This window comes from Candidatus Colwellia aromaticivorans (genome assembly GCF_003333305.1).
Lineage (GTDB): Bacteria > Pseudomonadota > Gammaproteobacteria > Enterobacterales > Alteromonadaceae > Colwellia > Colwellia aromaticivorans.
Genome location: NZ_QOLD01000004.1, coordinates 58,487 through 84,209, shown reverse-complemented (window position 1 = coordinate 84,209; position 25,723 = coordinate 58,487). Strand labels below are relative to the sequence as shown.

General features: G+C 36.8%; 22 protein-coding genes. 15 read left to right on the top strand and 7 right to left on the bottom strand.

The features are described from left to right. Nucleotides 1-119, top strand: a 119-nt coding sequence (locus DWA31_RS00855; protein WP_136037966.1) for an IS3 family transposase, incomplete at its 5' end; no start/stop codon positions are given. Between the two features lie 643 nt (nucleotides 120-762). Here DWA31_RS00855 and DWA31_RS00850 read toward each other — a convergent pair. From DWA31_RS00850 to DWA31_RS00840, 3 genes are all read right to left on the bottom strand, one after another. Then, entirely contained in the window at nucleotides 763-1,302 is a 540-nt protein-coding gene (locus DWA31_RS00850) for an isochorismatase family protein (protein ID WP_114324789.1), read from the bottom strand. A 281-nt stretch (nucleotides 1,303-1,583) separates the two neighbouring features. After that, complete coding sequence (locus tag DWA31_RS00845) at nucleotides 1,584-2,957, bottom strand: hypothetical protein (protein WP_114324788.1); 1,374 nt, start codon at nucleotides 2,955-2,957, stop codon at nucleotides 1,584-1,586. A 348-nt stretch (nucleotides 2,958-3,305) separates the two neighbouring features. Continuing rightward, nucleotides 3,306-4,382 (bottom strand): acyltransferase family protein, encoded by a 1,077-nt coding sequence (locus DWA31_RS00840; protein WP_114324787.1) that lies wholly within the window; start codon nucleotides 4,380-4,382, stop codon nucleotides 3,306-3,308. Nucleotides 4,383-4,570: 188 nt separating this feature from the next. Here DWA31_RS00840 and zur point away from each other — a divergent pair, with 188 nt between their 5' ends. The 4 genes from zur (at nucleotide 4,571) to DWA31_RS00820 (ending at nucleotide 8,832) form a co-directional block, all read left to right on the top strand. After that, nucleotides 4,571-5,017 carry a zinc uptake transcriptional repressor Zur gene (zur, locus tag DWA31_RS00835; protein ID WP_114324786.1) on the top strand — a complete coding sequence of 149 codons (447 nt, stop codon included), beginning with the start codon at nucleotides 4,571-4,573 and terminating at the stop codon, nucleotides 5,015-5,017. 353 nt (nucleotides 5,018-5,370) lie between these two features. Then, complete coding sequence (locus tag DWA31_RS00830; RefSeq protein ID WP_114324785.1) at nucleotides 5,371-7,743, top strand: M1 family metallopeptidase; 2,373 nt, start codon at nucleotides 5,371-5,373, stop codon at nucleotides 7,741-7,743. Then, nucleotides 7,743-8,288 carry a DUF6702 family protein gene (locus tag DWA31_RS00825; RefSeq protein WP_114324784.1) on the top strand — a complete coding sequence of 182 codons (546 nt, stop codon included), beginning with the start codon at nucleotides 7,743-7,745 and terminating at the stop codon, nucleotides 8,286-8,288. The genes DWA31_RS00830 and DWA31_RS00825 overlap by 1 nt, the downstream gene beginning before the upstream one ends. A gap of 79 nt (nucleotides 8,289-8,367) precedes the next feature. Then, a complete protein-coding gene (locus DWA31_RS00820) occupies nucleotides 8,368-8,832 on the top strand; it encodes a chemotaxis protein CheX (protein ID WP_114324783.1) in 465 nt (154 codons plus the stop codon). A gap of 454 nt (nucleotides 8,833-9,286) precedes the next feature. On the opposite strand, the gene dnaB is transcribed toward DWA31_RS00820, so the two are convergent. Further along, the gene (dnaB, locus tag DWA31_RS00815; RefSeq protein ID WP_114324782.1) at nucleotides 9,287-10,705 is read right to left on the bottom strand and encodes a replicative DNA helicase; all 1,419 of its coding nucleotides are present in this window, start codon (nucleotides 10,703-10,705) and stop codon (nucleotides 9,287-9,289) included. A 673-nt stretch (nucleotides 10,706-11,378) separates the two neighbouring features. Here dnaB and DWA31_RS00810 point away from each other — a divergent pair. The 9 genes from DWA31_RS00810 (at nucleotide 11,379) to yacG (ending at nucleotide 20,421) form a co-directional block, all read left to right on the top strand. Further along, entirely contained in the window at nucleotides 11,379-11,801 is a 423-nt protein-coding gene (locus DWA31_RS00810) for a pilin (RefSeq protein WP_168427258.1), read from the top strand. Between the two features lie 156 nt (nucleotides 11,802-11,957). Further along, nucleotides 11,958-13,616, top strand: coding sequence for a PglL family O-oligosaccharyltransferase (locus DWA31_RS00805; RefSeq protein WP_168427256.1), 1,659 nt, complete (start codon nucleotides 11,958-11,960; stop codon nucleotides 13,614-13,616). 142 nt (nucleotides 13,617-13,758) lie between these two features. Next, complete coding sequence (locus tag DWA31_RS17365) at nucleotides 13,759-13,905, top strand: Txe/YoeB family addiction module toxin (protein ID WP_425451841.1); 147 nt, start codon at nucleotides 13,759-13,761, stop codon at nucleotides 13,903-13,905. 128 nt (nucleotides 13,906-14,033) lie between these two features. Then, nucleotides 14,034-15,737 carry a type IV-A pilus assembly ATPase PilB gene (gene pilB / locus DWA31_RS00795; protein WP_114324778.1) on the top strand — a complete coding sequence of 568 codons (1,704 nt, stop codon included), beginning with the start codon at nucleotides 14,034-14,036 and terminating at the stop codon, nucleotides 15,735-15,737. A gap of 19 nt (nucleotides 15,738-15,756) precedes the next feature. Next, the gene (locus tag DWA31_RS00790; RefSeq protein ID WP_210725518.1) at nucleotides 15,757-17,004 is read left to right on the top strand and encodes a type II secretion system F family protein; all 1,248 of its coding nucleotides are present in this window, start codon (nucleotides 15,757-15,759) and stop codon (nucleotides 17,002-17,004) included. 368 nt (nucleotides 17,005-17,372) lie between these two features. Beyond that, complete coding sequence (locus DWA31_RS00785; RefSeq protein ID WP_114324777.1) at nucleotides 17,373-18,257, top strand: prepilin peptidase; 885 nt, start codon at nucleotides 17,373-17,375, stop codon at nucleotides 18,255-18,257. Nucleotides 18,258-18,586: 329 nt separating this feature from the next. Beyond that, the gene (gene coaE / locus DWA31_RS00780) at nucleotides 18,587-19,198 is read left to right on the top strand and encodes a dephospho-CoA kinase (protein WP_114324797.1); all 612 of its coding nucleotides are present in this window, start codon (nucleotides 18,587-18,589) and stop codon (nucleotides 19,196-19,198) included. Between the two features lie 157 nt (nucleotides 19,199-19,355). Next, nucleotides 19,356-20,102: a cell division protein ZapD gene (gene zapD, locus DWA31_RS00775; RefSeq protein WP_114324776.1), complete on the top strand. Its 747-nt coding sequence runs from the start codon at nucleotides 19,356-19,358 to the stop codon at nucleotides 20,100-20,102. A gap of 82 nt (nucleotides 20,103-20,184) precedes the next feature. Continuing rightward, nucleotides 20,185-20,421: a DNA gyrase inhibitor YacG gene (yacG, locus tag DWA31_RS00770; RefSeq protein WP_114324775.1), complete on the top strand. Its 237-nt coding sequence runs from the start codon at nucleotides 20,185-20,187 to the stop codon at nucleotides 20,419-20,421. A 31-nt stretch (nucleotides 20,422-20,452) separates the two neighbouring features. On the opposite strand, the gene mutT is transcribed toward yacG, so the two are convergent. From mutT to DWA31_RS00755, 3 genes are all read right to left on the bottom strand, one after another. Continuing rightward, nucleotides 20,453-20,872, bottom strand: coding sequence for an 8-oxo-dGTP diphosphatase MutT (gene mutT, locus DWA31_RS00765; protein WP_114324774.1), 420 nt, complete (start codon nucleotides 20,870-20,872; stop codon nucleotides 20,453-20,455). A 473-nt stretch (nucleotides 20,873-21,345) separates the two neighbouring features. After that, a complete protein-coding gene (secA, locus tag DWA31_RS00760; protein ID WP_114324773.1) occupies nucleotides 21,346-24,054 on the bottom strand; it encodes a preprotein translocase subunit SecA in 2,709 nt (902 codons plus the stop codon). A gap of 134 nt (nucleotides 24,055-24,188) precedes the next feature. Further along, a complete protein-coding gene (locus tag DWA31_RS00755) occupies nucleotides 24,189-25,124 on the bottom strand; it encodes a M23 family metallopeptidase (protein ID WP_114324772.1) in 936 nt (311 codons plus the stop codon). Between the two features lie 60 nt (nucleotides 25,125-25,184). Here DWA31_RS00755 and DWA31_RS00750 point away from each other — a divergent pair, with 60 nt between their 5' ends. Then, on the top strand, nucleotides 25,185-25,688 hold the full coding sequence (locus DWA31_RS00750) for a DUF721 domain-containing protein (RefSeq protein ID WP_114324771.1): 504 nt from the start codon (nucleotides 25,185-25,187) through the stop codon (nucleotides 25,686-25,688). Nucleotides 25,689-25,723: the final 35 nt, after the last annotated feature.

Below are 25,723 nucleotides of genomic sequence, written 5' to 3'. Positions count from 1 at the left end.
AGGAAGATGTTGAAGCGTATATCCGATATTACAATCAGATCAGGCTTCATACATCAAACGGTGATTGCTCTCCAATTGAGTTTGAGCAGTCCACAATAAATGTGTCTTATGCTGCTTGACCAGAACAATTCGCCGAATTTACCAATAAGCAGATCTTTCCCAAAAAAAGTCCATCTTCTCAAATGATCTCGAACAATGGGGGTTTTGAGCAATAAAAAATCAATAAACAGGCAAAATTAGTGTTTGAGAGCTATAAAAAGAAATGTCGATGAGAACGGTATGACGTCTTCCTAGATTAGCCAGTGAGTTTGAAGATGAAGGATTCAGCTTGGCCAAGGCAGTAAGTAGCCCTTATTACGAATTAATTAGGGCGTTTCAGCAGGACTTCAGTAAAGAACAAGCGCTAATAGAGAAAATACAAAAGCACTTAAACTTGGAGCAGTAACATGCAGGTGCCAGCCAATGACTTCATGAAAGCACCACCTTCAGATAGAGAAATGGTGGAACTTCTCGATGATATAACCAGTGAGTTGCACTTTCATGGTCTCAATGAAAAACACCCATTGATGAGGCAGATACAGCAGGCAGTACAACGGATAAAACAAAATACAGCCTCCTAAATTGAATTAGGTGTAGTCATTGAGCAGAGATAAGATAAATATTGATCGTTTCAAGTGTTCTTCTCATAGGCAGGCAACAAACAGAAAATCTGTTACAGGCTCGAAAATAACAACAAGTGATTGAGCACTTGCTGTTTAGCATTTACTTTATGACTGACAAAATTTCTCTAAAGTTATTTATTTTAGCGCTTTTCATCATCTCAAAAACACACATTTCTAAACTCGTTATACTGGCTCCACTCTCTCTCATATTTAGTAAAGCTAAATCTATATTTGATTGTAAACGAGATGAAATACAGTCAGATACTACATCCACTTTATAATTTTCATTTAACAAGCCCAATACTGTTTGATAAACACAGACATGCGCTTCTATGCCTACAACTAACCACCGTTTCTTATCTGTCGCTTTAATCACTTCTTTAATAGGCTGTTCAAATAGTGCATTAAAATGTACTTTCTCATTTACGATAGATTCCCCCATCAACTCAGATAATTCTGGAACAGTTGCACCTAAGCCTTTGGGGTTTTGCTCAAGCCATATGATAGGTATAGATAATAATTTACAACATTGGATTAGCTTTTTAGTATTTTCAATAACTAAATCACTCTGCTGTACAATCCTAGCTAAACTGCCTTGCACATCAACAACGATTAGACCGCAATCTTCTTTTTGAAGCATAAATTCCTCCTAAATAATAAAATGACTATACCACTACTAAGTATAACCAATGCACCAATATATTTCGCCTTACAATGCTTTCATTCTTTTGTTAAAAAATACGTAACTACTCACCTATCGTCACTCCCGAGATGTTTTAATCGGGAGTCTAATGTTTAAAACAGGCAGATTCCGGCTTCAGCTTTGTAGTTCCAGACCAAAGCTAGACCCTACGTCCTGTAGGCAAAGACACAACCGGAATGACGTGCACGCTGGGTATGGTGAATAATTACAAAAATACCTTATATTGCCATTGCTTCAATATTAACTATTTCACTGCGATTTAAGGTGATTTTAAAACGTTGTAAATGTTCTCCTTTTTTATCTACACAGCGTAAAATAAGGTTAATTTGATAACGACGCTCAACTGCTTGACTCGATACTTTTTGCCCATCTAAACTATATAAACGACCAGCCCCTTTTTTCAAAAAGCGTACAAAAGGAGTCATATTGAAGAACAAGTTCTGTTGTATCTCACCATAACCAGGCAAAAACTCTTTAGTGAGTACCTTATTATCACAACGAAAATGTAGTAATCGTGCTGCTTGTTTATTTTGTTGTCTGCGCTGTTGAAATAATTCGTTAACCGTTTTAGGAAGATCGTGAGTCGTTATATATTCCAACCATAAAATTTGACTAAGAATACGTTTTTTATTAACACTATGACGAAATAAATTTTGCCACTTTGGCCGGCCTTTTTGAATTTTTCGCCACATAAGACTGGTAAGATCTTCTTTAAATATTTCACGTAAGCCATATATTAAGCCTAAAAAAGCAATTAACGCTAAAGTTACTTCAGTAAAGCTTGAACGAGCATTAAGTACTAAAAACATCACAAAAGCCATGATCACAGCCGTAACGCCACCTCGAACAAAACGCTTTAAGTTGGCGTCTAAGTAACGGGTTTGCTTCTGAAACACTACGCCATATTCGATTAATCGTTGCAATAAATGCATTTTATTCGTGATCCTATTAGGATCATCTAGTGTGACTTTTGAGTTATATTTACAAGCTATACGGTAATTATATTCTTCTCGACATAATACAAATAAAAACTCACGTTCTGCAGAAAAGTCACTGCTTTTGGGGCCTTTTGAAAGGAGCTTTAAAAAAGATTGCTCAACATGCCAACTTAAATAGTTATCGGCATTTTCAAAAAATGAACTGAGTTTATGGTCTGACGGTGTATAGCGACGCAATTTTTTGGTTAAGCCACTTATTTGTTCGGCTAATTCAATTGCTGCAGGATAAAATTCTTCAGCACTTTTTAGTTTTAATGTATGTTTGATATCAGTATCAAGCGCGAGTTTTACTTGGTAGGAATAGAGATTAAGGTTTAAACGATAATCACTTTGCGCTTCCTTTTTTTCGCCAACAAAACGCTGACTAATAAAACGACTTCGTACAAGCGGCAAGTGCAATTGCGCGGAATAATAAGCGCTATGACTTTTTATATTACTATAAAAGTAATCTTCCGCATTTAGGGTACTTGGGCTAATGCCCATTTCAACAGGGAGGGAAAAATACAGATCTATGCGTTGCTGTTCCTGTGGCAGCAATTGGTAGCTAATTTTAAATGATAGATTCTCATCTTGAGTCAATGTAACTTTATTCACACCCTGATAACTATCCTTATAAAAAGATTAACTTATATCAATTAAATTACTTGCCTATGTACTTTACTCAGGAGTTCATTAATATCGTCATCTTCGAAGTCTTTTGTCGAAGATCCATTGTCTTTTAGTTTAGATTCAGGACTATGTGCTCCATGCATAGTCTAATAAGTGGCATCCATGCCACGTCAGCCTAAAACATCACTGGAATGACGTTTTCAAGCAATTTTGAATTGTTCCTGATTGATCTACTTATATCAATTAAATTAAGCATAGCAATAAAACCATTGATTAATACGATTTATTTAATCATCCACGTTGGTAGTATCAAAACAATACGTTAGGTGGCTTCTATATTTTAATAAATATTTTACGTTGATATAGCTTCAAAGAAACAAACCAAAATAGTACTACATGGCTAAAAGCAAACAAAAACGAGGCTAATGTTGGGTTAGCAAACAAGGTAAACTGTTGATATAACCAAGCATACAAGCTGCTATTTCCAACAGGTATATTCAAATAAACAGTAACAATGCAAAATGATAAAACAAAAACAAACAGTGGGTTTGTGCCATAAACTAGTAATGGCGACACAAGCTTCTCTTGCCCTTTTATATCAATTAACCAAACAAAAGCAGCTAATAATAAACAGGCAAAACCTGTGGTATAAATAACATAAGAACTTGTCCATAATGCTTTATTAATAGGTAAAACCAAGCTCCACAAAGCGCCAAAACCGATAGCAAGTCCACCAATAAGAGTTAATTTAATAACACTGGATTTTTTATCTTTTATGCTCGTTAAATAACGCGTTAATTCAAAACCTAGTAACATATTCACAACAGCAGGAATGGTACTCAGTAAACCTTCAGGATCAAAACTTACCCCACGCATGGTATACATATGATTTGCCCCTAACGTGGCTAAATCAAATTGGCGAATAATATTGCCTTCAATAGTTAAACTATTATCACCAATACTAAGTAATAGTCCCCAATAGGCTAATAAAATTATGGCTGAAACAATAAATATACCGCGACGATTTAGCAATAAAACTAAACCTGCAGCAATAACATAAGCAATACCAATGCGTTGTAATACGCCCATAATACGTAATTCTTCAAATGGCGTATTAAACGGAATAACATTCAACATAAAACCAATAAAAAAGATGAAAAAACCACGTTTTATTATTCTGAGAAATTGCGCTGGAGTAGCAGCAAAATCACTTTTTTTAAACGAGAAAAACATTGCTGAGCCGATGATGAATAAGAAAAAAGGAAACACTAAATCTGTTGGTGTACAGCCATGCCACTCGGCATGTAATAATGGTGCATACACATGTGACCATGAACCCGGTGTATTAACTAAAATCATCAAGGCGATGGTAATACCTCTAAAGGCATCAAGAGCTAAATAACGAGTCATATTATTTCCACGTTGCGATATTTTTTATAAATTAGGCACACAAAGCGCAAAAAATGACAGCGCTATCATTCTGGTAATATAAAGTATTCCTTAGCTAATGGCGAATAATATTTATTTGATTTGGTCTCGAACTACATAATAATGCTACACTGAGCAAAATAACTAACAACTGACTTAAAAGTACCCTAATGACTGCTTCTTCATCTGAAACACTATTAGCGCAAGCACAACAAGTATGCAAAAAAAAAGGTGCTCGCTTTACCAAAGTACGTGAACAAGTTTTTTTATTACTGGCAAAACATGAAGGGGCTGTTGGTGCTTATGAATTATTAGATCAACTTAAACAAATTGATGCCGCAGCTAAACCGGCAACAATATATCGCGCATTAGACTTTCTTTCTAAGCAAGGCTTTGTTCATAAAATAGAATCTATCAATGCCTTTGTTATGTGTCATCATTTTGGTGATTGTGACCACCCTGTGCAATTACTTATTTGTGACCAATGTGGCCATGTTGAAGAAATTCAATCAAATAATTTTGATTTGGCACTTCGTTCAATGGCTGATGCTAATGGGTTCACTATTAGCCATCAAATTGTTGAAGCACACGGCAATTGTAGAACTTGTAATTCCTAAGACTAGTGGTAGCGAATAAAGCTAGATGTAACTAATGTTGTATAATCCCCTCACCTCAGAAAGATTACATTTCATCGCAAACCCCTCCCTATTACCAAGTGATTCATTTATATGATATAACATTTTGTTAACAAATAACGTAATTATTCACCATACCCAGCGTGCACATCATTCCGGTTGTGTCTTTGCCTACAGGACGTAGGGTCTAGCTTTGGTCTGGAACTACAAAGCTGAAGCCGGAATCTGCCTGTTTTAAACAGTAGACTCCCGATTAAAACATCTCGGGAGTGACGATAGGTGGGTAGTTACCAAATAACTTTGTATAACAAATAACTATTACTCATTGGAAGGTTATGAAATATTCAATATCAACAGCGATCATTTGTCTATCGGTTGCTTTTGCTGGCAATTTAGTTAGTGTCAGTGCTCAAGCTAAAAACACTATTTCTGATGACAAGTTTCGTCAACTAGACGAAATTCTCCCCACACCAAATGTTTATCGTACCGCTTCAGGTGCTCCCGGTCATAAGTACTGGCAGCAACAAGTTGATTACGACATTGAAATTAAACTGGATGATAAAACTCAACAATTAACAGGCTCAGAAACGTTAAGTTATCAAAATAACTCACCTGACACCTTACGCTACATTTGGCTACAGCTTGATCAAAACAAGTTAAAACGCGGCTCAGATGCTAAGTTATCAAAATCAACTCAGCCGTTGAAAAAAGTCACTTACCGTGGTGTTCGCAATATGATTGAGTCGCCAAAATTTAACGGCGGTTATGAAATAACTAACGTTACTGCTAGCAATGGCAAGCCAATACAGTATGTTATCAACGGTACCATGTTACGCATTGATTTACCTAAAGCACTTAAATCTGGTGACGATACCGAATTTAAAGTTGAATGGAATTATCAATTACACGAACAGAAAGTATTGGGCGGCCGCTCAGGTTATGAATACTTTAAAGAAGACGACAACTATTTATATGAAATCGCTAGCTGGTTTCCACGTGCAGTAGCTTATTACGACGTAATGGGTTGGCAAAACAAACAATTTGTCGGTCACGGAGAGTTCACCTTAGAGTTTGGTAATTATGATGTAAAAATCACCGTACCGAGTGATCATATTGTTGCCGCTACGGGGGTATTACAAAATCCGAAAAAAGTATTAACTAAAACACAACGTAAACGTTTATCCAAAGCTAAAACAGCAAATAAACCTGTACTGATTGTGACGGTTGACGAAGCATTAGAAAATGAAAAGTCACGCTCAACAAAAACTAACACTTGGCACTTCAAAGCTAAAAACGTGCGTGACTTTGCCTTTGCTTCTAGTCGTAAGTTTATTTGGGATGCCCAAGGTTATCAACATGGCAATAGTAACACTATGGCGATGTCTTTCTATCCTAACGAAGGTAACCCTTTGTGGGAAAAGTACTCTACAGAAGCCATTATCCATACTATGGAGCAATACAGTAAGTATACTTTTGACTACCCATATCCCGTATCTATTTCAGTAAATGGCCCTGTTGGCGGCATGGAATATCCCATGATCACCTTTAACGGCCCACGCCCAACACTAGATAAAAAAACCGGTGATAAAACGTATTCTCGTCGCACCAAATATGGCTTAGTTGGCGTTATTATTCATGAAGTGGGTCATAACTACTTCCCTATGATAGTAAATTCCGATGAACGCCAATGGACCTGGATGGATGAAGGTTTAAATACTTTCTTACAGTTTATAGCCGAGCAAGCATGGGAAGAAGATTATCCATCTCGCCGTGGTCATGCAGCAAAAATTACCAGCTACATGAAAAGCGATAACCAAGTACCCATTATGACTAACTCTGAGTCTATCTTGCAGTTTGGTAATAATGCCTATGGAAAACCCGCTACTGCATTAAATATTTTACGTGAAACCATTATGGGTCGTGAATTATTTGATTTTGCCTTTAAAGAATATGCTCAACGCTGGAAATTCAAACGTCCAACCCCTGCAGATTTCTTCCGTACCATGGAAGATGCTTCTGCTGTTGATCTAGATTGGTTTTTTCGCGGCTGGTTCTACACCACAGATCACGTAGATATCGCCCTTGGTAATATCCATTTATATACTGCTGATAGCCAAAATCCTGATACAGAAGAAGCTTGGCAGCGTGCTTTAGATAATGAAAAACCTGAATATATCACTAGCTTCATCGATAAAGGTCAAGGGGTGCGGACTCAAGATAAACCTGAATTATTAGACTTTTATAATGAGCATGACAAATTTACCGCGACCAATGCCGCACGTAATAAATATAACAGCAGCAACAAAAAACTTGAGCAATGGGAAAAAGATTTATTATTAACTCAAAGTAATTTTTACATTATAGATTTTGAAAATAAAGGCGGCTTAGTTATGCCTATTATTTTAGATATCACTTACGCTGACAGTAGTACTGAACAGTTGAAGTTACCCGCTGAAATTTGGCGTAAAAATAACAAAAAAACCTCAAAACTGTTAATTCGAGATAAAGAAATCACCGCGATTGCAATAGATGCTAAATGGGAAACCGCTGACGTAGATGTAAATAACAACTATTGGCCCGCTCGCCCTATCAAATCTCGTTTCGAGCTTTATAAAGACAAAAAGGAAGACATGATGCGTGATTACAATGAAAAATTGAAATCCGCTGACGAAATTGAACAGGAAGAAGAGGAAAATACTGACAGCTAATGGTTAATTCTTTTTTTAAAAAAGCACTTTTTAGTATTCTGTTAGTGGGGGTTACTGCATCTGTTGCTGCCCATACCTATTTTTTTGGTTTGACCGAAATTAATATCAATAGTCAAAATAAACATATCGAGGTTATTCATCAATTTACTGCTCATGATATCGAAAACACCCTTGCTGAAATAAAGCAGGAGCACTTTTCGCCTGAACATCCAAAGTATGATCAATACATACAAGCCTACTTTGAAAAACACTTTGTAATTGAACGCAACAACAAAACTATACAGCTAAACTGGCTTGGTTTTGAGGTTAAACGAGGGAAATTATTTGTTTATCAAGAAAGTACCCGTAAAAACTTTTTAACTAATTTAGTAGTAAAAAACACTCTACTCATTGATACTTACCCTAAGCAAATAAATACGGTGAATTATCAAGACGTAACATCACCCAATAAGTTGCAAGGCAGTTTAACTTATAATCAATCGCTAAGTGTTGCTGTTATTGGCACAGGTGACAATTTGAATATAAATAAAGCTAATAGTAATTAATTATCACCGTTTGATTTACATTTGTTATAAAAATCTAAAGAATCAAATGAGTGTGAAATAAATAAGGCTCAGAAGCTTCATGAAAGTAGAGTTTATCAATCCATTTTTATCCGCAATGCTAAATGTCATGTCTACAATGGCACAAATGGAATTAATAGCTGAAAAGCCTAAATTAAAAAAAAATGACATTGCCCAAGGTGATGTTTCAGGGCTTATAGGTATGGTCAGCCCAGAAACAAAAGGATCGCTATCAATTACTTTTGATACCCCATTAGCATTAGCCACAATGAAGGGCATGGTAGGCGAAGCACCCAACGAAGTGAATGAAGAAATTATTGACTTAGTAGGTGAAATTACCAATATGGTCACTGGTGGTGCTAAACGTTTATTGAGCGAAAAAGGCTTTGAATTTGATATGGCAACACCTGTTGTTGTGTCGGGTAAAAACCATACTATTCACCATAAATCAAAAGGCCCTATCGTAATAATTTCACTTAAAGGGGATGCAGGTAGAGCTTATATTGAATTCAGTTTTGATGATTAAGTAACTAAAGCCCCTTCGACACTTCGACTACTCGTACCTCGTGCTCAGTGCAGACGGTTAACTGTTACTGACGCTCAGGGCGAACGGTATTTATCGATTTTATTAGCTTGTATTTATTCCGTGGCTGTATTTATTCTATGACAGTGTATATTCCGTTCAATCTGTGGCTGTGCTTATTCCGTTCATTCTATGGCTGTGCTTATTCCGTTCATTCTATGGCTGTGCTTATTCCGTTCATTCTATGGCTGTGCTTATTCCGTTCATTCTGAGCTTGTCGAAGGAAGCTTGTCGAAGGAAGCTTGTCGAAGGAAGCCTGTCGTACTTCGACTACTCGTCCCTCACGCTCAGCATGAACCGTTGTGTATATCCGTTTGTCCTGAGCCTGTCGAAGGACGCCTGTCGAAGGACGCCTGTCGTACTTCGACTACTCGTCCCTCACGCTCAGCATGAACCGTTAGTCTTCTTCTAACACATGTGGTCCCGCGTAATTGTCAAAACGCGAATACTGCCCTTGGAACGTTAACGGTACACGGCCAATAGGCCCATTACGCTGTTTACCAATAATAATTTCAGCCATGCCTTTATATTCGCTGTCATCGTGATAAACCTCATCGCGATAGATAAACATAATTAAATCGGCATCTTGCTCAATGGCACCAGATTCACGTAAATCTGAGTTGATTGGGCGTTTATCTGAACGTTGTTCTAAGCCACGGTTAAGCTGAGAAAGCGCGACTACCGGTACTTTCAATTCTTTCGCTAACGCTTTTAGTGACCGTGAAATTTCAGAAATTTCTAAGGTACGATTATCAGAAAATTGCGGTGCACGCATTAGCTGTAAGTAATCAATCATGATCATAGAAATGCCACCATGATCGCGATGAATACGCCTTGCTCTTGAACGTACTTCTGTTGGCGTTAAACCTGCGGCATCATCGATAAACATTTTGCCATTTTCAATTAATAACCCCATGGTTGAAGACAGTCGAGCCCAATCTTCATCGTCTAATTGACCGGTACGAATTTTAGTTTGATCAATTCGACCCAAAGACGCTAACATCCGCATCATAATTTGATCTGCCGGCATCTCTAAGCTAAAGATTAGTGCTGGTTTATCCTGCGTCATCGCAGCATGTTCTGCCAAGTTCATCGCAAAGGTTGTTTTACCCATAGATGGACGCGCAGCAACAATAATTAAATCAGACTGTTGTAACCCTGCCGTCATTTTATCTAAATCAGTAAAGCCACTAGGCACACCCGTTACACCACCGGTATCGGTAGAACAGAGCTTTTCAATGCGATCTACCGTTTTTTCTAAAACAGAATGAATACTTTCTGGGCCTTCTGATTTACTGGCGCGTTTTTCAGCAATAGCAAATACTTTAGTTTCGGCAAAATCAAGTAATTCAGCACTACTACGGCCTTGCGTATCATAGCCCGCTTCAGCAATCTCATTCGCCACACTGATCATTTCACGTGTTACCGCTCGTTCACGAACAATATCTGCGTATGCAGTGATATTCGCCGCACTTGGCGTATTTTTCATCATCTCAGCAAGGTAAACAAAGCCCCCCGCATCATCTAGTTTTTGATCGTTTTCTAATGCTTCTGACAAGGTGATTAAATCAACCGGTTCACCTAATTCAATTAAGGCACCAATGGTTTCAAAAATAAGCCGATGTGAACGACTATAAAAATCTTCCGCCACTGCTTTTTCAGCAACCCGATCCCAGGTTTCATTATCGAGTAATAAACCCCCTAACACTGATTGCTCAGCTTCAAGCGAATGTGGCGGTGTTTTTAATTCATCAATTTGTTTGTCTTTGATAAATTGCTTTTCTTTGGCAAATTTACCGAATTTTTGATCTGCCATTTACTTAGCCTTAACTTAAAGTGAGTGTGAGTGTGAAAAATTTTAGGAGGGCTAATGTAGCAGAAATAAGGATAAAAATAGAGAGCTAAGTAAAGAAAAACAGCTTTATTCATCTTTATCTAAGGAAGCAGTCGTTGTAATAAGTGTCTGTATAAAATCTTCTGTATCAACATAGCAATCATTAATAAAACAACATAACGATGACAAAAGATCAACAGCTACCTTAATGTTAACTAAAACTATCAATAAAAAACCATCAATTAATTAGTTTTGATCAAAATAATGGTGTTTTTTTTACTTTTAAGCTTTACATGTGTTTTAACTTGTTTATATTGATAACAGCTTTTAGGTAAATGACTTTGTTTTGCTTAGTTTAATTGAATGTATTGATCTATATACTTCTTTTATAACTAATATTATACAAGTCAATTTGCTTTGGCATCTATTTATATGTTGACAAAAACTGTAAAGATTATATAAATAGAAGTTAATAGGTTTTTACTTAAATATTAATTTTGATTAACATTTAAGTAAAAACCTATTAAAAACAAAAAAACGCAATATTATTTTACATTTACAAAAATATGTCGCATATTAGCCGCAGCCCCCGTAGTAATTAATGGATATTTAAACTATGAAGAACTTACTTAAAACAACGCAAAACTTAAACGCAATGAACAAAGCACAAAAAGGTTTTACCCTTATTGAATTAATGATCGTTGTTGCGATTATCGGTATTTTAGCAGCGGTTGCATTGCCTGCTTATAATACATACACAAAAAGAGCCAAGTATTCTGAAGTGGTTTTAGCTGTTTCTCCTGCAAAAACAGCTATAACTGTCTGTGCCGCTACTGGTGGTATAGATTGCAGTGGTTTAGCAGACTCTGCCGATTGGGCAAACGGCAATAATGTTGCTACTGTAACAATTGGTGGTGCAACTTCTCTTACTCCATCAATCACAGCAACAAGCGCGGGTATTGACGTGGGTGGTGACACAGCTATAACATATATTTTAATAGGCACAATAAATTCTACTAACGCTGTCACTTGGGCAATAGATCCTAACAGTGAATGTCTAGCCGCTGGTATGTGTTAATCCATAACGCTTGGTATTGATGAAAAGCTCTTTTAAGAGCTTTTTTTTTATCTAAAATCCCCCTTATTTACCTACATTCAAATATAGTTCCTTATGCCGACTAATCCCCTAATAAAATTATTTTTCATGGTACTTATCATTTATTTAGGTATTGCAATGCACATTGTGCTACCAACACCGGGTGGTATAGGACTTTATCTTAGCCCTAATATATTAGGTTGGATTTTTATTTCAATGCTGCTTGGGATAGGTTTATGGCAAGTCGCGATAAAAAAACAGTTACGGGTTAGTAAATTTCAGCGGTTACTGGGTATCGGTATTTTTTTACTTTGTATTCCTTTTTTATATGGCAATGATATAAGTTACTTTGCCATACCTAGAATATTAGCCATAATGGCTGGTTTTTTATTATTACTATTACTTACCCAATTTCAATTTACCGCTAAACAAAAAATCATCTTACTTTTATTGTTATTATGTGGTGTATTTATTGAAGCTGTGATTGGCCTAATACAATTATTTATACTTATACCCTTTGATATACAAATATTGGGATATACGCCTCTTTTTGGTCGTCCGTATGGTTCATTTACACAACCTAACGTAATGGCAAGTTTTATGGCTACCGGGGTAGCACTTTCGTTATATTTATTACTTCCCTGTAATATTAAAGCATTATTTACACAAATTAATTCATCAGAAGGCGAATCAAAGAAAAGCCCCTTTCTTAAAAAATATTTTAACCTTTTTATTTTGTCATGCTTATTTTTCTGTGCCTTATTACTGGTCACTTTACAATCTAAAACAGGTTACTTAGCGGGTATTCTGGTTCTTTTATTATTCATCCCTACGTTTATCAAAAACAAAAAAATATACCTAAAACCTTTCGTTATTATATTAGTAGGTGTTATAGCTGGCATTATATCAATGCAATCATTTCAACAAGTAGACAGAGCCAACAATTTATACCAAGACATGCATCGCTCTACCATGTATGAAATATCTGGCGAAATGTTTATCGAAAAACCTTTGCTAGGTTATGGTTATGGCGATTTTAGAAAAAGTTATCGTGAATTTCATTTAGAAAAAATAAAAACAGATAAGAAATTAACCGCTCCATTAGATCTTAATCACCCCCATAATGAAATACTATTTTGGGCGGTAGAAGGTGGTATAGCTTCATTGTTAGGTTTATTCTTATTTAGTTATGGCTATATTACTTTATTTAAAGGTATACCAATAAGTACAACCTTACCTTTAATGATGCTAATAACACCTATATTAGTGCATACACAAACTGAATTTCCTTTTTATCATTCTATTGTTCATTTTATCTATTTTATTATTTTTATTTGGTTAGCAGAGCAGCAAGCAACTCATTACAACGTTGTAAAAATTAACAGTAGTCATTTATTTAAAGGGCTTGCCATCACTATTCCATTATTTACCAGTATTTTTATGCTAACGACCTTACATACTTCAATAAAAATGGAACAATTAAAAGCAAATAATTATAAAAATATAACTGATTTTAATTCCATTATTAACATAGTAGCTTGGCAAGATCATATTGACGTAACTATACAAACCGCTTTGTTAAAGCAAGGTTTTGAAAAAAAGAATCCACAAGCGCTTTTAGATTATATTCGCTGGGGAAATGAGTTTGCAAAACACACCCCTAAAAAGAACCTTTATCAAAATATGATCCTTGCCATACAAACATTAGAATCAAATAACATTACAGTAGATAATAAACTCAAAGATGATATTTATAATGGAGCAGTTAGATTATATCCAAGCTTTATAAAAAAATAAATTTAATCAGATAAAATGGGGTCAGAACAACTTAATTTTATTTAAGCTTCTTCGGTCTTCCTCTTTTACCCTCTGTCACCCGTCTTCCAGTTAATCGCTCTATTTCTAATTTAAATTTATTACTGCCAATTGCCATTCCCTTGTGCGTAGTAGTACGTATTTCATCAAGATTTTCGCTAAGCATAATTGGTCTGGTTATTGGTCACGGCGCATTAACAAAGAGCATCGGATAATTTATAAAGTAACTGATACCGCTATTATTATTGCTCAGTGCCGTTATCATTACTAACCAATATGGATACTAATCCACATAACTTGAATTCAGGTAAGAAAACTTTTGTTCTTTCAGCCAAAATTACGTTACACTAAAATTTAACGTGCTCATTGTTTTTATTCAAAAGGTTATGCTAAAAAGCTATGAAAGGAAATCACCAACAATCGAGTGTTTTATCCGCTTTATCTAAAGAACAGTTAGTTGCCCTTACCAGCATTGATGAGATTTGTGCCGATTATATTGGTAAAAATAAACCTTTCATTCGTTTTTTAGTTGAAGATAAAAAAATTGATGGCAAAGAAATTGCCAAAATCCTCTCTAATAAATTTGGTTATCCTTATATTCAGTTAGCCAATTTTGATACTAGCCTAGTCCCTGAAGGCATACGTAATGAAAAGTTGATCACCAAACATAATGCTTTACCGTTATTTCTACGGGGTAAAGTTTTATTTGTCGCCATGTCAGATCCTACTAATATTGATGCCTTAGAAGAAATTCAATTTAATACCGGTTTTAGTACTGAGTTAGTATTGACTGATGAACACGGATTGCAGGCTTGTATAGAAAAAGTATTAGAAGATGAAAGTGATGCCCTTGATATTACTGATATTGATTCAGAAGAGCTTTCAGGCTTAGAAGTTCAAGAAGATAAAACAGAAGATGATAATGCTAAAGGCGGTGAAGACGATGCCCCTATAGTGGTATTCATCAATAAAATTTTACTTGATGCCATAAAAAAAGGCGCTTCAGATTTACATTTTGAACCTTATGAAAAGTCTTTTCGTATTCGCTTTCGGATTGATGGCATATTATCTGAAATTGCCCGCCCACCGGTAAGTTTATCTTCACGTATGGCGGCTCGCTTAAAAGTGATGTCAAGACTTGATATTGCTGAGCGTCGCGTTCCTCAAGATGGCCGAATAAAACTCGCCTTATCAAAGAAAAAGTCCATCGATTTTCGTGTTAGCACCTTACCTACCATGTGGGGTGAGAAAATTGTAATGCGTATTCTTGATTCCTCTAGCGCCATGTTAGGTATTGACATGCTTGGGTATGAACCTGAACAGAAAAAAATCTACATGGAGGCATTAGAACAGCCTCAAGGCATGATTTTAGTCACCGGCCCTACTGGCTCAGGTAAAACAGTTTCCTTGTATACCGGTTTAAATATTTTAAATACCCAAGAGCGTAATATCTCTACCGCGGAAGATCCGGTTGAAATCAACCTTGAAGGGATTAACCAAGTTCAAATTAACAACCGTGCTGGGCTAACTTTCCCTAGCGCGCTACGCTCTTTTTTACGACAAGATCCCGACATTGTTATGGTAGGTGAAATTCGTGATTTAGAAACCGCAGAAATAGCAATAAAAGCAGCACAAACTGGGCATTTAGTATTGTCTACCCTGCATACTAACTCTGCCGCTGAAACGCTTACTCGTTTATTAAATATGGGTGTACCTTCCTACAATGTAGCCAGCTCTGTTACTATTATTATTGCCCAACGTTTAGCAAGACGTTTATGCTTGCAGTGTAAAGCTGAAGAAATATTAAGCGAAGAGCAGTTGGCTGAACAAGGTTTTCCTAGTGATAAGCTAAGTGAAATAAAGCTATTTAAGCCCGTTGGTTGTGAGCAATGTACTGGCGGATATAAAGGCCGAGTCGGTATTTATGAAGTGATAAAGATTAGCCCAACCATTTCGTCTATTATTATGGAAGGTGGTAACTCGCTCGACATAGCTAAACAGTGTCAAAAAGAAGGTTATAACAATTTACGCCAATCGGGATTAATAAAAGCGATGAATGGCATGACCAGTCTTAAAGAAATTAATCGCGTAACCAGTTCATAATAAATAAATTAGGGTATCTATGGCAATAGCAATAGCAAAAAAGAACACTCCCAAGGTTAAACCTTTAGACGTATTTATTTGGCATGGTGTTAACCGTAAAGGTAAAAAAATTAACGGTGAACTTTCTGCTAAAAATCTTATTGAACTAAAAACACAATTGCGTAAGCAAGGCATTACGCCAAGTAAAGTTAAGAAAAAGGCTAAGCCACTTTTTGGTTTAGGCGGCGACAAAGCCATTAAACCTGTTGATATAGCACTAATATCACGACAAATAGCGACTATGCTGGGGGCGGGGGTTCCTTTAGTACAAACCATAGAAATGATTGGTAAAGGACACAACAATGGCAATATGCAAAAGCTGTTAACCGAAATTGGCAACAAGCTTTCTTCAGGTATTCCCTTATCCGACTGTTTACGTGATCACCCTCGTTATTTTGATGATCTTTATTGTGATTTAGTGGCTTCTGGTGAACAGTCTGGTTCGTTAGAAACTATTTACGACAGAATCGCTACCTATAAAGAAAAAGGTGAGGCCTTAAAAGCTAAAATCAAAAAAGCCATGACTTATCCCATTGCGGTAATAGTTATTGCTACTATTGTTACCTCTATATTATTAATTTTTGTTGTACCCGTATTCCAAGAAATATTTGCTAGCTTTGGTGCTGAATTACCAGGATTTACGCTATTTGTTGTTGGTATATCTGATTTTATGGTCGATTATTGGTATTTAGGATTAGGAGCTGTTTTTGTTTTTGTTTTTTTGTTTAAGCGTGCCCATAGAAACAGTCAAAAGTTTCGTGACCAAGTGGACAGAAAAATACTAAAACTCCCTGTTATTGGTGATTTATTAGAAAAAGCCGCGGTTGCTCGTTATGCCCGTACTTTATCAACAACTTTCGCTGCTGGCGTACCTTTAATTGATGCCTTAGAATCTGCTGCTGGCGCTGCAGGTAATGCGGTATTTAGAGATGCTATTCTTGAAGTACGTGCTGAAGTAACGTCGGGTATGCAAATGAACCTAGCCATGCGAAATTGTAGTATATTTCCTGATATGGTTATTCAAATGGTGGCTATTGGTGAAGAGTCTGGCTCAGTTGATGATATGTTGGCAAAAGTTGCTACTGTGTATGAAGCTGAAGTAGATAACGCCGTTGACAATTTAACCGCATTATTAGAGCCGATGATTATGGCGGTACTGGGTGTGGTGATTGGTGGATTAATTATTGCCATGTATTTACCAATATTTCAAATTGGTATGGTTGTATAAGGACAAACGGGTTGTTAATGCCGTTCATACTGAGCGTGAGGAACAGTTAACCGTCTGCACTGAGCACGAGGTACGAGTAGTCGAAGTGTCTAAGTACAAGCTTCCTTCGACAAGCTTCCTTCGACAAGCTTCCTTCGACAAGCTCAGGACGAACGGATTAAACTGAACAATAACCGCTCTATCATGAGCACACAGAACAGTTAACCGTTTGCACTGAGCACGAGAAGCAATTATCCGTTTGCACTGAGCACGAGAAGTAATTATCCGTTTGCACTGAGCACGAGAAGCAATTATCCGTTTGCACTGAGCACGAGGTACGAGTAGTCGAAGTGTCAAAACACACCTGATTTTATACTTTTGAGTAGTTTATGTTTGAGCAAACCCTAATTTTTTTTCAGCAGTCTCCTACTGCCTTTCAAGTCTTTGTAGTAATTTTTTCCCTGATTATTGGTAGTTTTTTGAACGTAGTGATCTATCGTTTACCGAAAATGATGCACAATAATTGGTATATTGAGTGTCGTGAATTTTTAGCTGATGAAGTTAAAAACATTCCCGCAGCAAAAATTACCGAACTCACGTTATCCAAACCTGATTCTACTTGTCCTAAGTGCCAGCATAAAATCCGTTTTTATGAAAATATTCCCGTTATCAGTTGGTTATTTCTAAAAGGTAAATGTAGCCAATGTAAAAGTAGCATTTCTATTCGTTATCCTTTAGTTGAAACAACCACGGCACTATTGAGTTTAGTAATAGCAAACCAATATGGTGTGTCTTTTGAAACCTTACTGTTACTGATACTCACTTGGGGACTAGTCTGTTTAACGCTTATCGATTTTGATCATATGTTACTGCCAGATCAAATTGTTATGCCACTGTTGTGGTTAGGTTTATTAGTTAATATTACCGGTACGTTTGTGCCCATTAGCGATGCAGTGATTGGCGCTGTTGTTGGTTACATGAGCCTATTTAGCATATTTTGGCTATTTAAGTTATTAACAGGCAAAGAAGGGATGGGCTATGGCGATTTCAAACTATTTGCTTTATTTGGCGCTTGGCTTGGTTGGCAATTACTCCCTATTCTTATTTTAATGGCTTCTGTTGTTGGTGCCATTATTGGTATTTCATTAATGTTATTTAAAAATCATAGACGTGAACAAGCTATTCCGTTTGGCCCCTATTTAGCCATAGCAGGTTGGATCACTGTTTTGTGGGGTGAAGGAATTTGGTCATGGTATCTTATTCAAATTAGTTAACGTTTTTATATACCCGTGACCATTCAAAATGCATGTTTCAGTGGGAGAAAAAAACGATTTAGACAAGGCTTTGATTGCAGAGAATGGTTGTTCAGGATAATGTGCTCCTGCATTATCTAATAAGCTACATCCATGTAGCGCCATTCACTAAATCAATAACGACGTATAAATCGTTTTTAGCCCCATAGTAGAAGCGCATGAGCAAACCTATTTCATTGTTGCGTCAAAGAAATAGGGAATGACCATGATTTAATTGACGCGTCTCAAACTAGATTTGCTCAAGCACTCTGAATCGAGCATTTTGAATGATTACGGGTATAGAGGGTATTATGTCTGATTTTATTGTTGGTTTAACGGGTGGCATTGGCAGCGGAAAAACAACCATTGCTAATATTTTTGCCCAGCATGGTATAACAATTGTTGATGCTGATATTGTTGCCCGAAACGTTGTCGATATAGATAGTCCTGCTCTTGCCCATATTAGCAGCCACTTTGGTGCAGATTTCATTCAAGCTGATGGACAACTTGATCGAGCATTACTTCGCAAACGGATATTTAGTAATGACGCAGATAAGTTATGGTTAAATAATCTTCTTCACCCCCTTATTAGAGAACAGCTAATTGCGCAAATGAAAGCAGCTCAAGGTGCATACTGCTTATTAGTAGCGCCGCTATTAATTGAAAATAATTTAACAACGTTAGTAAACCGTGTTCTTGTTATTGATGTCAGTGAAACAACCCAAATAAGCAGAACGACTACACGTGATAATAATAGTGTGGAGCAAGTTCAAGCCATAATAGCGAGTCAAGCAAGTAGACAAGTTAAGCAAGATCATGCTGATGACCTGTTAAACAATGATAGTACTTCTTTAGAAGAGCTAAAAAGTGCGGTTGCTAAATTACATCAACATTATTTAACCATGGCAGCCAAGTGCCTTTAAAATAATTGTGTATACCAATTTCATATCAAGGTACATAATTCAATGGGCATTAGGTTGTGTATAGAAAATAAACTATAAATAATTCGCCATTTTAATTATCAATGGTTACTATAGCGTTACCTAATAAGTAAACAGTTTAAATTTCAAACCTTTTGTCATGACTACAATATTATATGAACATCCGCTTAATGAGCGTATTCGTAACTATCTAAAACTTGAGCAATTATTTGTTCAAGCTCACAGTTGTGCCAATGCCGATATACAAACTAGCCACCAAGTGTTTTTTAATGCCCTATTTGCCATTATTGACACCTTAGAACGTAGTGATATTAAAGGCGAATTAATTAAAGATTTAGAAAAATTACAACAAAACTTGGTGATATGGTCTCAAGCGCCTGATATCAATACCAGCGCTCTGGAAAACAATCTGCGTGAAACAGTGGCATTAATCTGTCAGTTAAAATCTAACAATCAAACTTGGTATCAGCTTAAAGAAAACAAATTACTTGCCAGTTTAAAACAACGTTTTGCCATTCAAGGGGGTAATTCAAGCTTTGATCTTCCACAGTTACAATTTTGGCTTCACCAACCAACCGAACAAGTATCAACTCAAATAAAGCACTGGTTATCATTGCTAGCCGATATAAAATATTCGCTCGATTTAGTACTTAAATTTATTCGTCAACGAGAAGAGTTCCGGTCTATAGAAACTGACAGTGGCTTCTACCAAGACAGCGGTGAAGGTTTACTGTTATTACGTATTAAAGTTCCTCAGAGTTCTCAGTATTATCCGACCATAAGCGGTAATAAATTTCGTTACTCTATTCGTTTTATGTTGCCATGTGAGGTTAGTGGTCGACGCTACGCAAACCAAGCAACTAAATTTCAACTGGCTCGTTGTTAGTCTCTTTCTATTAATAATTAGTGTCGATAAGAAAATAGCGTTATAATGCTGACTATAATTACTTATTAATTTTGATCCAAAAATGACTCTAGAAGTTTCCTGCCCTAACTGTGATAAATCAGTGACTTGGTGTAAAGAAAGCGAATTTAGACCTTTTTGCAGCAAACGTTGCCAATTAATTGATCTAGGTGAATGGGCTGATGAAGGCCATAAAATATCACAGTCAATTCAAAGCGAAACGCCATTAACTGAAGAGATGCTTGATGCATTAGAAGATGAGTTTTTGTTAAATAATAAGTTTTTTGTTGAGCCTGAATAAAAAGTCAGTGGCGAGTAAGAAAAGTTACGAGTTACGAAGAAGAAAGGTGGCAAGATACGAGTTTGGCGATGATAGCTTCATTGGCTTTTGGAAAGTCTAGGTTTTTAAATTCTTCAAGCATAAACCAGCTTTGCTGTTGTCCTTCTTGAGCGCTTGGTTCGCCAATATAATTATCGACAACAAACACCTCTAAGCATACTTTTTTATCGCCATAATCATGAGTAATAATAGTCAAAGGCTGACAACTTAACACCTCAATATTAATTTCTTCCTTTAACTCTCTAGCAAGCGCCTGAGCAGTAGTTTCATCTTTTTCCACCTTACCGCCAGGAAACTCCCACTTACCGCCTTGATGGGCACTATCAAGGCGCTTAGTTAGAAAGTATTTTGTTTGATGGTAGTCATTGGTTGACGTGATAACGCCAACAGCAACATGGACAGATTCAGGCATATATTTCTCTGATCTTTCTTTTATTTAGACACTTCGACTACTCGTTCCTCGCGCTCAGTGCAGACGGCTAACTGTTACTCGTGCTCAGTATGAACGGTATTAACAACCCGTTTGTCCTGAGCCTGTCGAAGGAAGCCTGTCGTACTTCGACTGCTCGTTCCTCGCGCTCAGTATGAACGGTATTAACAACCCGTTTGTCCTGAGCTTGTCGAAGGAACGGTATTAACATCCCGTTTGTCCTGAGCTTGTCGAAGGAACGGTATTTACAACCCGTTTGTCCTGAGCTTGTCGAAGGAAGCTTGTCGTACTTCGACTACTCGTTCCTCGCGCTCAGTATGAACGGTATTTACAACCCGTTTGTCCTGAGCCTGTCGAAGGAAGCCTGTCGAAGGAAGCCTGTCGAAGGAAGCCTGTCGTACTTCGACTGCTCGTTCCTCGCGCTCAGTATGAACGGTATTAACGAAAAACTGTTGTTAACTCAATTTACCATGACATTGTTTGTATTTTTTACCTGAGCCACAAGGACAAGGTTCATTACGACCAACGCGTGGCATTTGAGGTTTGTCATCAATACCCGCTGCACTTTGGTGTTGAAATTCTTTAGGTGTTTCTGACTTTCTGTGTTGCTCTTCTACCGCTTCTACGTCAGATTCTGCTTGAATTTGAACTTTAGATAAAATACCAACAACATCATATTTTAAGTGATCTAACATTTCTGTAAACAACTCAAAAGATTCACGTTTATATTCTTGTTTTGGATTTTTCTGCGCATGTGCACGTAAACCAATACCTTGGCGTAAATGATCCATGGCTGCTAAATGCTCTTTCCAATGGGAATCTAAACTTTGCAACATAACTGCTTTTTCAAATTGGCGTAATACTTCAGCGCCAACCATCTCTTCTTTATCTTTATAAACCTGTTCAAATTCAACAATTATTTTTTCACGCAAGCTTTCTTCATGAAGTGTTTTATCTTCATCAAGCCACTTAGCCACAGGTAAATACGTATTCAATTCACCTTTAAGTTGCTCTTCTAGGGCGGTAATATCCCACATTTCAATTAATGATTGTGGCGGAATATGTTGATCGATAATACCCGTGATAACGTCACTACGAATAGCATTCACCACTTCGCCTATCTCATCTTCATCAAGTAATTCATTACGTTGTTCGTAAATAACACCACGTTGATCATTTGCCACATCATCATATTCTAATAATTGTTTACGCATATCAAAGTTACGGCCTTCAACCTTGCGTTGAGCATTTTCAATACTACGAGTAACCCATGGGTGTTCAATCGCTTCACCGTGCTCCATACCTAATTTACGCATCATATTTGAAATACGCTCAGAGGCAAAAATACGCATCAATGAATCTTCCATCGATAGATAAAAACGTGTTGCACCTGCATCACCTTGACGACCTGAACGACCACGAAGCTGGTTATCAATACGGCGAGATTCATGACGTTCGGTAGCGACTATTTTCAAACCACCTAACTCAAGTACACGTTCATGATCAACTTCCCATTGTTCTTTGAATTTTTCAATTTGCTCTTCAGTCGGGTCCTTTTTACCTTTAGTTAGAGAGGCTATACCCGCGTCTAAATTGCCACCAAGTACAATATCAGTACCACGACCGGCCATATTAGTTGCAATGGTTACCGCACCTTCTTTACCTGCATCAGCAACAATTTGAGCTTCTTGTTCATGGAATTTTGCATTCAGTACTTTATGCTTAATTTTAGCCTTCTTCAAAAATCCAGATAAAAGTTCTGATGTTTCAATCGTGATTGTACCCACTAATACTGGCTGACCACGTTCAACACACTCTTTAATATCCTCTAATATCGCTTCAAATTTTTCTTCTGTCGTTAGATAGATCAAATCTGACATATCATTACGAATCATCGGTTGATTAGTAGGAATAATAACCGTTTCTAAACCGTAAATATGTTGAAATTCAAATGCTTCAGTGTCGGCTGTACCTGTCATACCTGACAGTTTTTCATATATTCTAAAGAAGTTTTGGAAGGTAATTGAAGCAAGGGTCTGATTTTCATTTTGAATATTCACACCTTCTTTCGCTTCTATAGCTTGATGTAAACCTTCAGACCAACGACGACCTTCCATCGTACGACCTGTGTGCTCATCAACAATAACTATTTCTTCATCTTTTACTATGTAATCTACATCTTTAACAAATAGTTTATGGGCACGTAAAGCTGCCATAACATGGTGTAACAAGGTGATGTTGCTTGCAGAGAATAAAGTATCCCCTTCTTGCAATAAACCTTTTTCACGCATGATATTTTCAATAAGAATTTGACCACGTTCGGTTAAATAAACCTGTTTGGCTTTTTCATCAACCGTATAATCACCTTCAACAAAATCTTCCGATTGACCTGTGTCTTGATCTTTATCTTCTTCACTTTGCACTTCAAGTGATGGCACGATGACATCAATTGCTTTATATAGCTCTGAGCTATCTTCTGCCTGCCCTGAAATAACAAGAGGAGTACGCGCTTCATCAATTAGAATTGAATCAACTTCATCGACAATGGCAAAGTTTAATTTTTTCTGTGCACGTTCCTCAGGTGAAAACACCATATTGTCACGTAAATAGTCAAAGCCAAATTCGTTATTAGTACCGTAAGTAACATCGGCTTGATAAGCTGCTTGCTTATCTTGGGGCGTCATACCTGCTACATTACAACCAACGGTCATCCCTAAAAAGGTAAATAATGGACGACTCCAATCAGCATCACGGGTTGCTAAATAATCATTAACGGTAATAACATGAACACCATTACCCGTTAAGGCATTTAAATAAGAAGGTAGGGTTGCCGTAAGCGTTTTACCTTCACCAGTACGCATCTCAGCAATTTTTCCATCATTGAGCACCATACCGCCAATCATTTGTACGTCAAAATGTCGCATTTTAAAAACACGTTTACTGGCTTCGCGAACAACACCGAATGCTTCAGGTAATATTTGTTCTAATGTTTCATTATTGGCTAAACGTTCTTTAAACTCATCTGTTTTTGCTTTTAATTCATCATCACTTAGTGCTTCTAAAATCGGCTCTAATGCATTTATTTTTTTTACTTCTTTGCCCATTTGTTTTAATAATCTATCGTTACGACTACCAAACATTTTTGTTAACAATTTTACGAACATCTTATTTAACCATTTTGTGATATTTAGCAGGCAAATTATTTTGCATACCATGTGAATTTTATTATAAATTTTTAACTATTATTTATATGCTTAGATTACAATTTTATTATTTTGAATCACTCGCCCATCCGTGGCTATTTTGCTTTACGATAAACAAATTTAATTGGATCTATTTGTTTATTGTTGCGCAAAACTTCATAATGTACATGAGGTCCAGTTGACCGTCCGGTACTTCCCATACGAGCTATTATTTGTCCTTTAACTACTACGTCACCAACATTAACCAATAACTGTTTATTATGTCCGTAACGTGTCTTTAAACCATCACCATGGTTAATTTCTATGAGTAGACCATAGCCATACCGATCATCAGCCCAACTAACAATACCTGATGCCGTGGCGATAATCTCTCCGTCTTCCTTTCCAGCAAAATCAATACCTTTATGCATTGATGGGCGCCCATTAAAGGGATCTTTACGTAGTCCAAAATAAGAAGACAACCAGCCTTTAGTGATAGGTCGTCCAGATAAATAACGTGTATTTTCTATATGGTGACCTAATGTTAAAGATTCAAGCATAGTTAACTGATTTTCTTTATGATTTAGTGAATTTTCTAATTGGGTAATTTCAACAAGTAATTGTGCAATAGATTTTATACTGATATCAGCGCGTGTTGCAGAAGGGCCACCACTTGGTGGTAATTTGTGCAAATCGAATTCTTTTTCGGGAATATTAGCGTTATCCGCTAAGCGGCCACCTAACGCATTTAGGCGAAGTACATGACTTTGTAATTCAGCCAATTTCATGGTTAATGCCGTTAATTGTTGCTTGTTTAATTCAACATTATTTATTTCAGTTACATTGATAGCAGTTTGTTGGTCAGAAGTATCCGTTCTTTCGCTCGCTAAATAATTAGCACTACTATTAGGCTGTTCATTGGTAGACAAGACTAAATAGACAATAACACCTGAAACCAAAGCAAAAATTATAACAGCAGAAAGCCAACGCAGCTTATTTAGGCGCATTGAGAATCTTACATTCTTTCCTCGGTACAGTAGTGTTAAACTCATATTTATTTCTTAATACTTTATTTCAAACTCACAACAGCTTCAAAATTTAGGTTAATCATTATGGCGCGAAGACCAAAAGCTCCCAAAGATATGTCAACGCTATTCAATGCAACGACTGGCACTTTGGCACAAATTCAGGTAAAAACCAACTCTTTGAGTTTATTGTCTGACATTGTACGACAAATATGCCCTGACCTACCAGAGGATGCGTTCAATATTGCCAATTTTGTTCAATCTACGTTAATCATTGAAGTAAAATCACCCGTTTGGGGGCAGAGATTGCAATTTGAACGTAATAATATATGCCGACAACTTAATGATGAAACTCAAGGGCAGTTTACTAAAATTGATATAAAAGTGAATCCTCAAGGCCATCGACAAATACCAAACCAAAAAACCTATGAATATATTGAGTCAGCTAATAATAAAAGTTCAGTACAAAATATTTCGACAAGTACCGCTTCACATTTATTAGACGTTGCCGAAAAGGCTCCTAAAGGTTTAAAAGAAAAACTACAAAGACTGGCGGCTAATGCGAGTAAAAAAACAAATAACCTAACCTGATAGATAAATATACACGCTCTTTCACATCCTGTGAC

Excerpts from the sequence above, each read along its gene's own strand:
- DWA31_RS00850 (WP_114324789.1), bottom strand. The coding sequence starts at position 1,302 with ATGCTTCAAAAAGAAGATTGCGGTCTAATCGTTGTTGATGTGCAAGGC.
- DWA31_RS00840 (WP_114324787.1), bottom strand. The coding sequence starts at position 4,382 with ATGACTCGTTATTTAGCTCTTGATGCCTTTAGAGGTATTACCATCGCC.
- zur (WP_114324786.1), top strand. The coding sequence starts at position 4,571 with ATGACTGCTTCTTCATCTGAAACACTATTAGCGCAAGCACAACAAGTA.
- DWA31_RS00830 (WP_114324785.1), top strand. The coding sequence starts at position 5,371 with ATGAAATATTCAATATCAACAGCGATCATTTGTCTATCGGTTGCTTTT.
- DWA31_RS00825 (WP_114324784.1), top strand. The coding sequence starts at position 7,743 with ATGGTTAATTCTTTTTTTAAAAAAGCACTTTTTAGTATTCTGTTAGTG.
- DWA31_RS00820 (WP_114324783.1), top strand. The coding sequence starts at position 8,368 with ATGAAAGTAGAGTTTATCAATCCATTTTTATCCGCAATGCTAAATGTC.
- dnaB (WP_114324782.1), bottom strand. The coding sequence starts at position 10,705 with ATGGCAGATCAAAAATTCGGTAAATTTGCCAAAGAAAAGCAATTTATC.
- DWA31_RS00810 (WP_168427258.1), top strand. The coding sequence starts at position 11,379 with ATGAACAAAGCACAAAAAGGTTTTACCCTTATTGAATTAATGATCGTT.
- DWA31_RS00805 (WP_168427256.1), top strand. The coding sequence starts at position 11,958 with ATGCACATTGTGCTACCAACACCGGGTGGTATAGGACTTTATCTTAGC.
- pilB (WP_114324778.1), top strand. The coding sequence starts at position 14,034 with ATGAAAGGAAATCACCAACAATCGAGTGTTTTATCCGCTTTATCTAAA.
- DWA31_RS00790 (WP_210725518.1), top strand. The coding sequence starts at position 15,757 with ATGGCAATAGCAATAGCAAAAAAGAACACTCCCAAGGTTAAACCTTTA.
- DWA31_RS00785 (WP_114324777.1), top strand. The coding sequence starts at position 17,373 with ATGTTTGAGCAAACCCTAATTTTTTTTCAGCAGTCTCCTACTGCCTTT.
- coaE (WP_114324797.1), top strand. The coding sequence starts at position 18,587 with ATGTCTGATTTTATTGTTGGTTTAACGGGTGGCATTGGCAGCGGAAAA.
- zapD (WP_114324776.1), top strand. The coding sequence starts at position 19,356 with ATGACTACAATATTATATGAACATCCGCTTAATGAGCGTATTCGTAAC.
- yacG (WP_114324775.1), top strand. The coding sequence starts at position 20,185 with ATGACTCTAGAAGTTTCCTGCCCTAACTGTGATAAATCAGTGACTTGG.
- mutT (WP_114324774.1), bottom strand. The coding sequence starts at position 20,872 with ATGCCTGAATCTGTCCATGTTGCTGTTGGCGTTATCACGTCAACCAAT.
- secA (WP_114324773.1), bottom strand. The coding sequence starts at position 24,054 with ATGTTCGTAAAATTGTTAACAAAAATGTTTGGTAGTCGTAACGATAGA.
- DWA31_RS00755 (WP_114324772.1), bottom strand. The coding sequence starts at position 25,124 with ATGAGTTTAACACTACTGTACCGAGGAAAGAATGTAAGATTCTCAATG.
- DWA31_RS00750 (WP_114324771.1), top strand. The coding sequence starts at position 25,185 with ATGGCGCGAAGACCAAAAGCTCCCAAAGATATGTCAACGCTATTCAAT.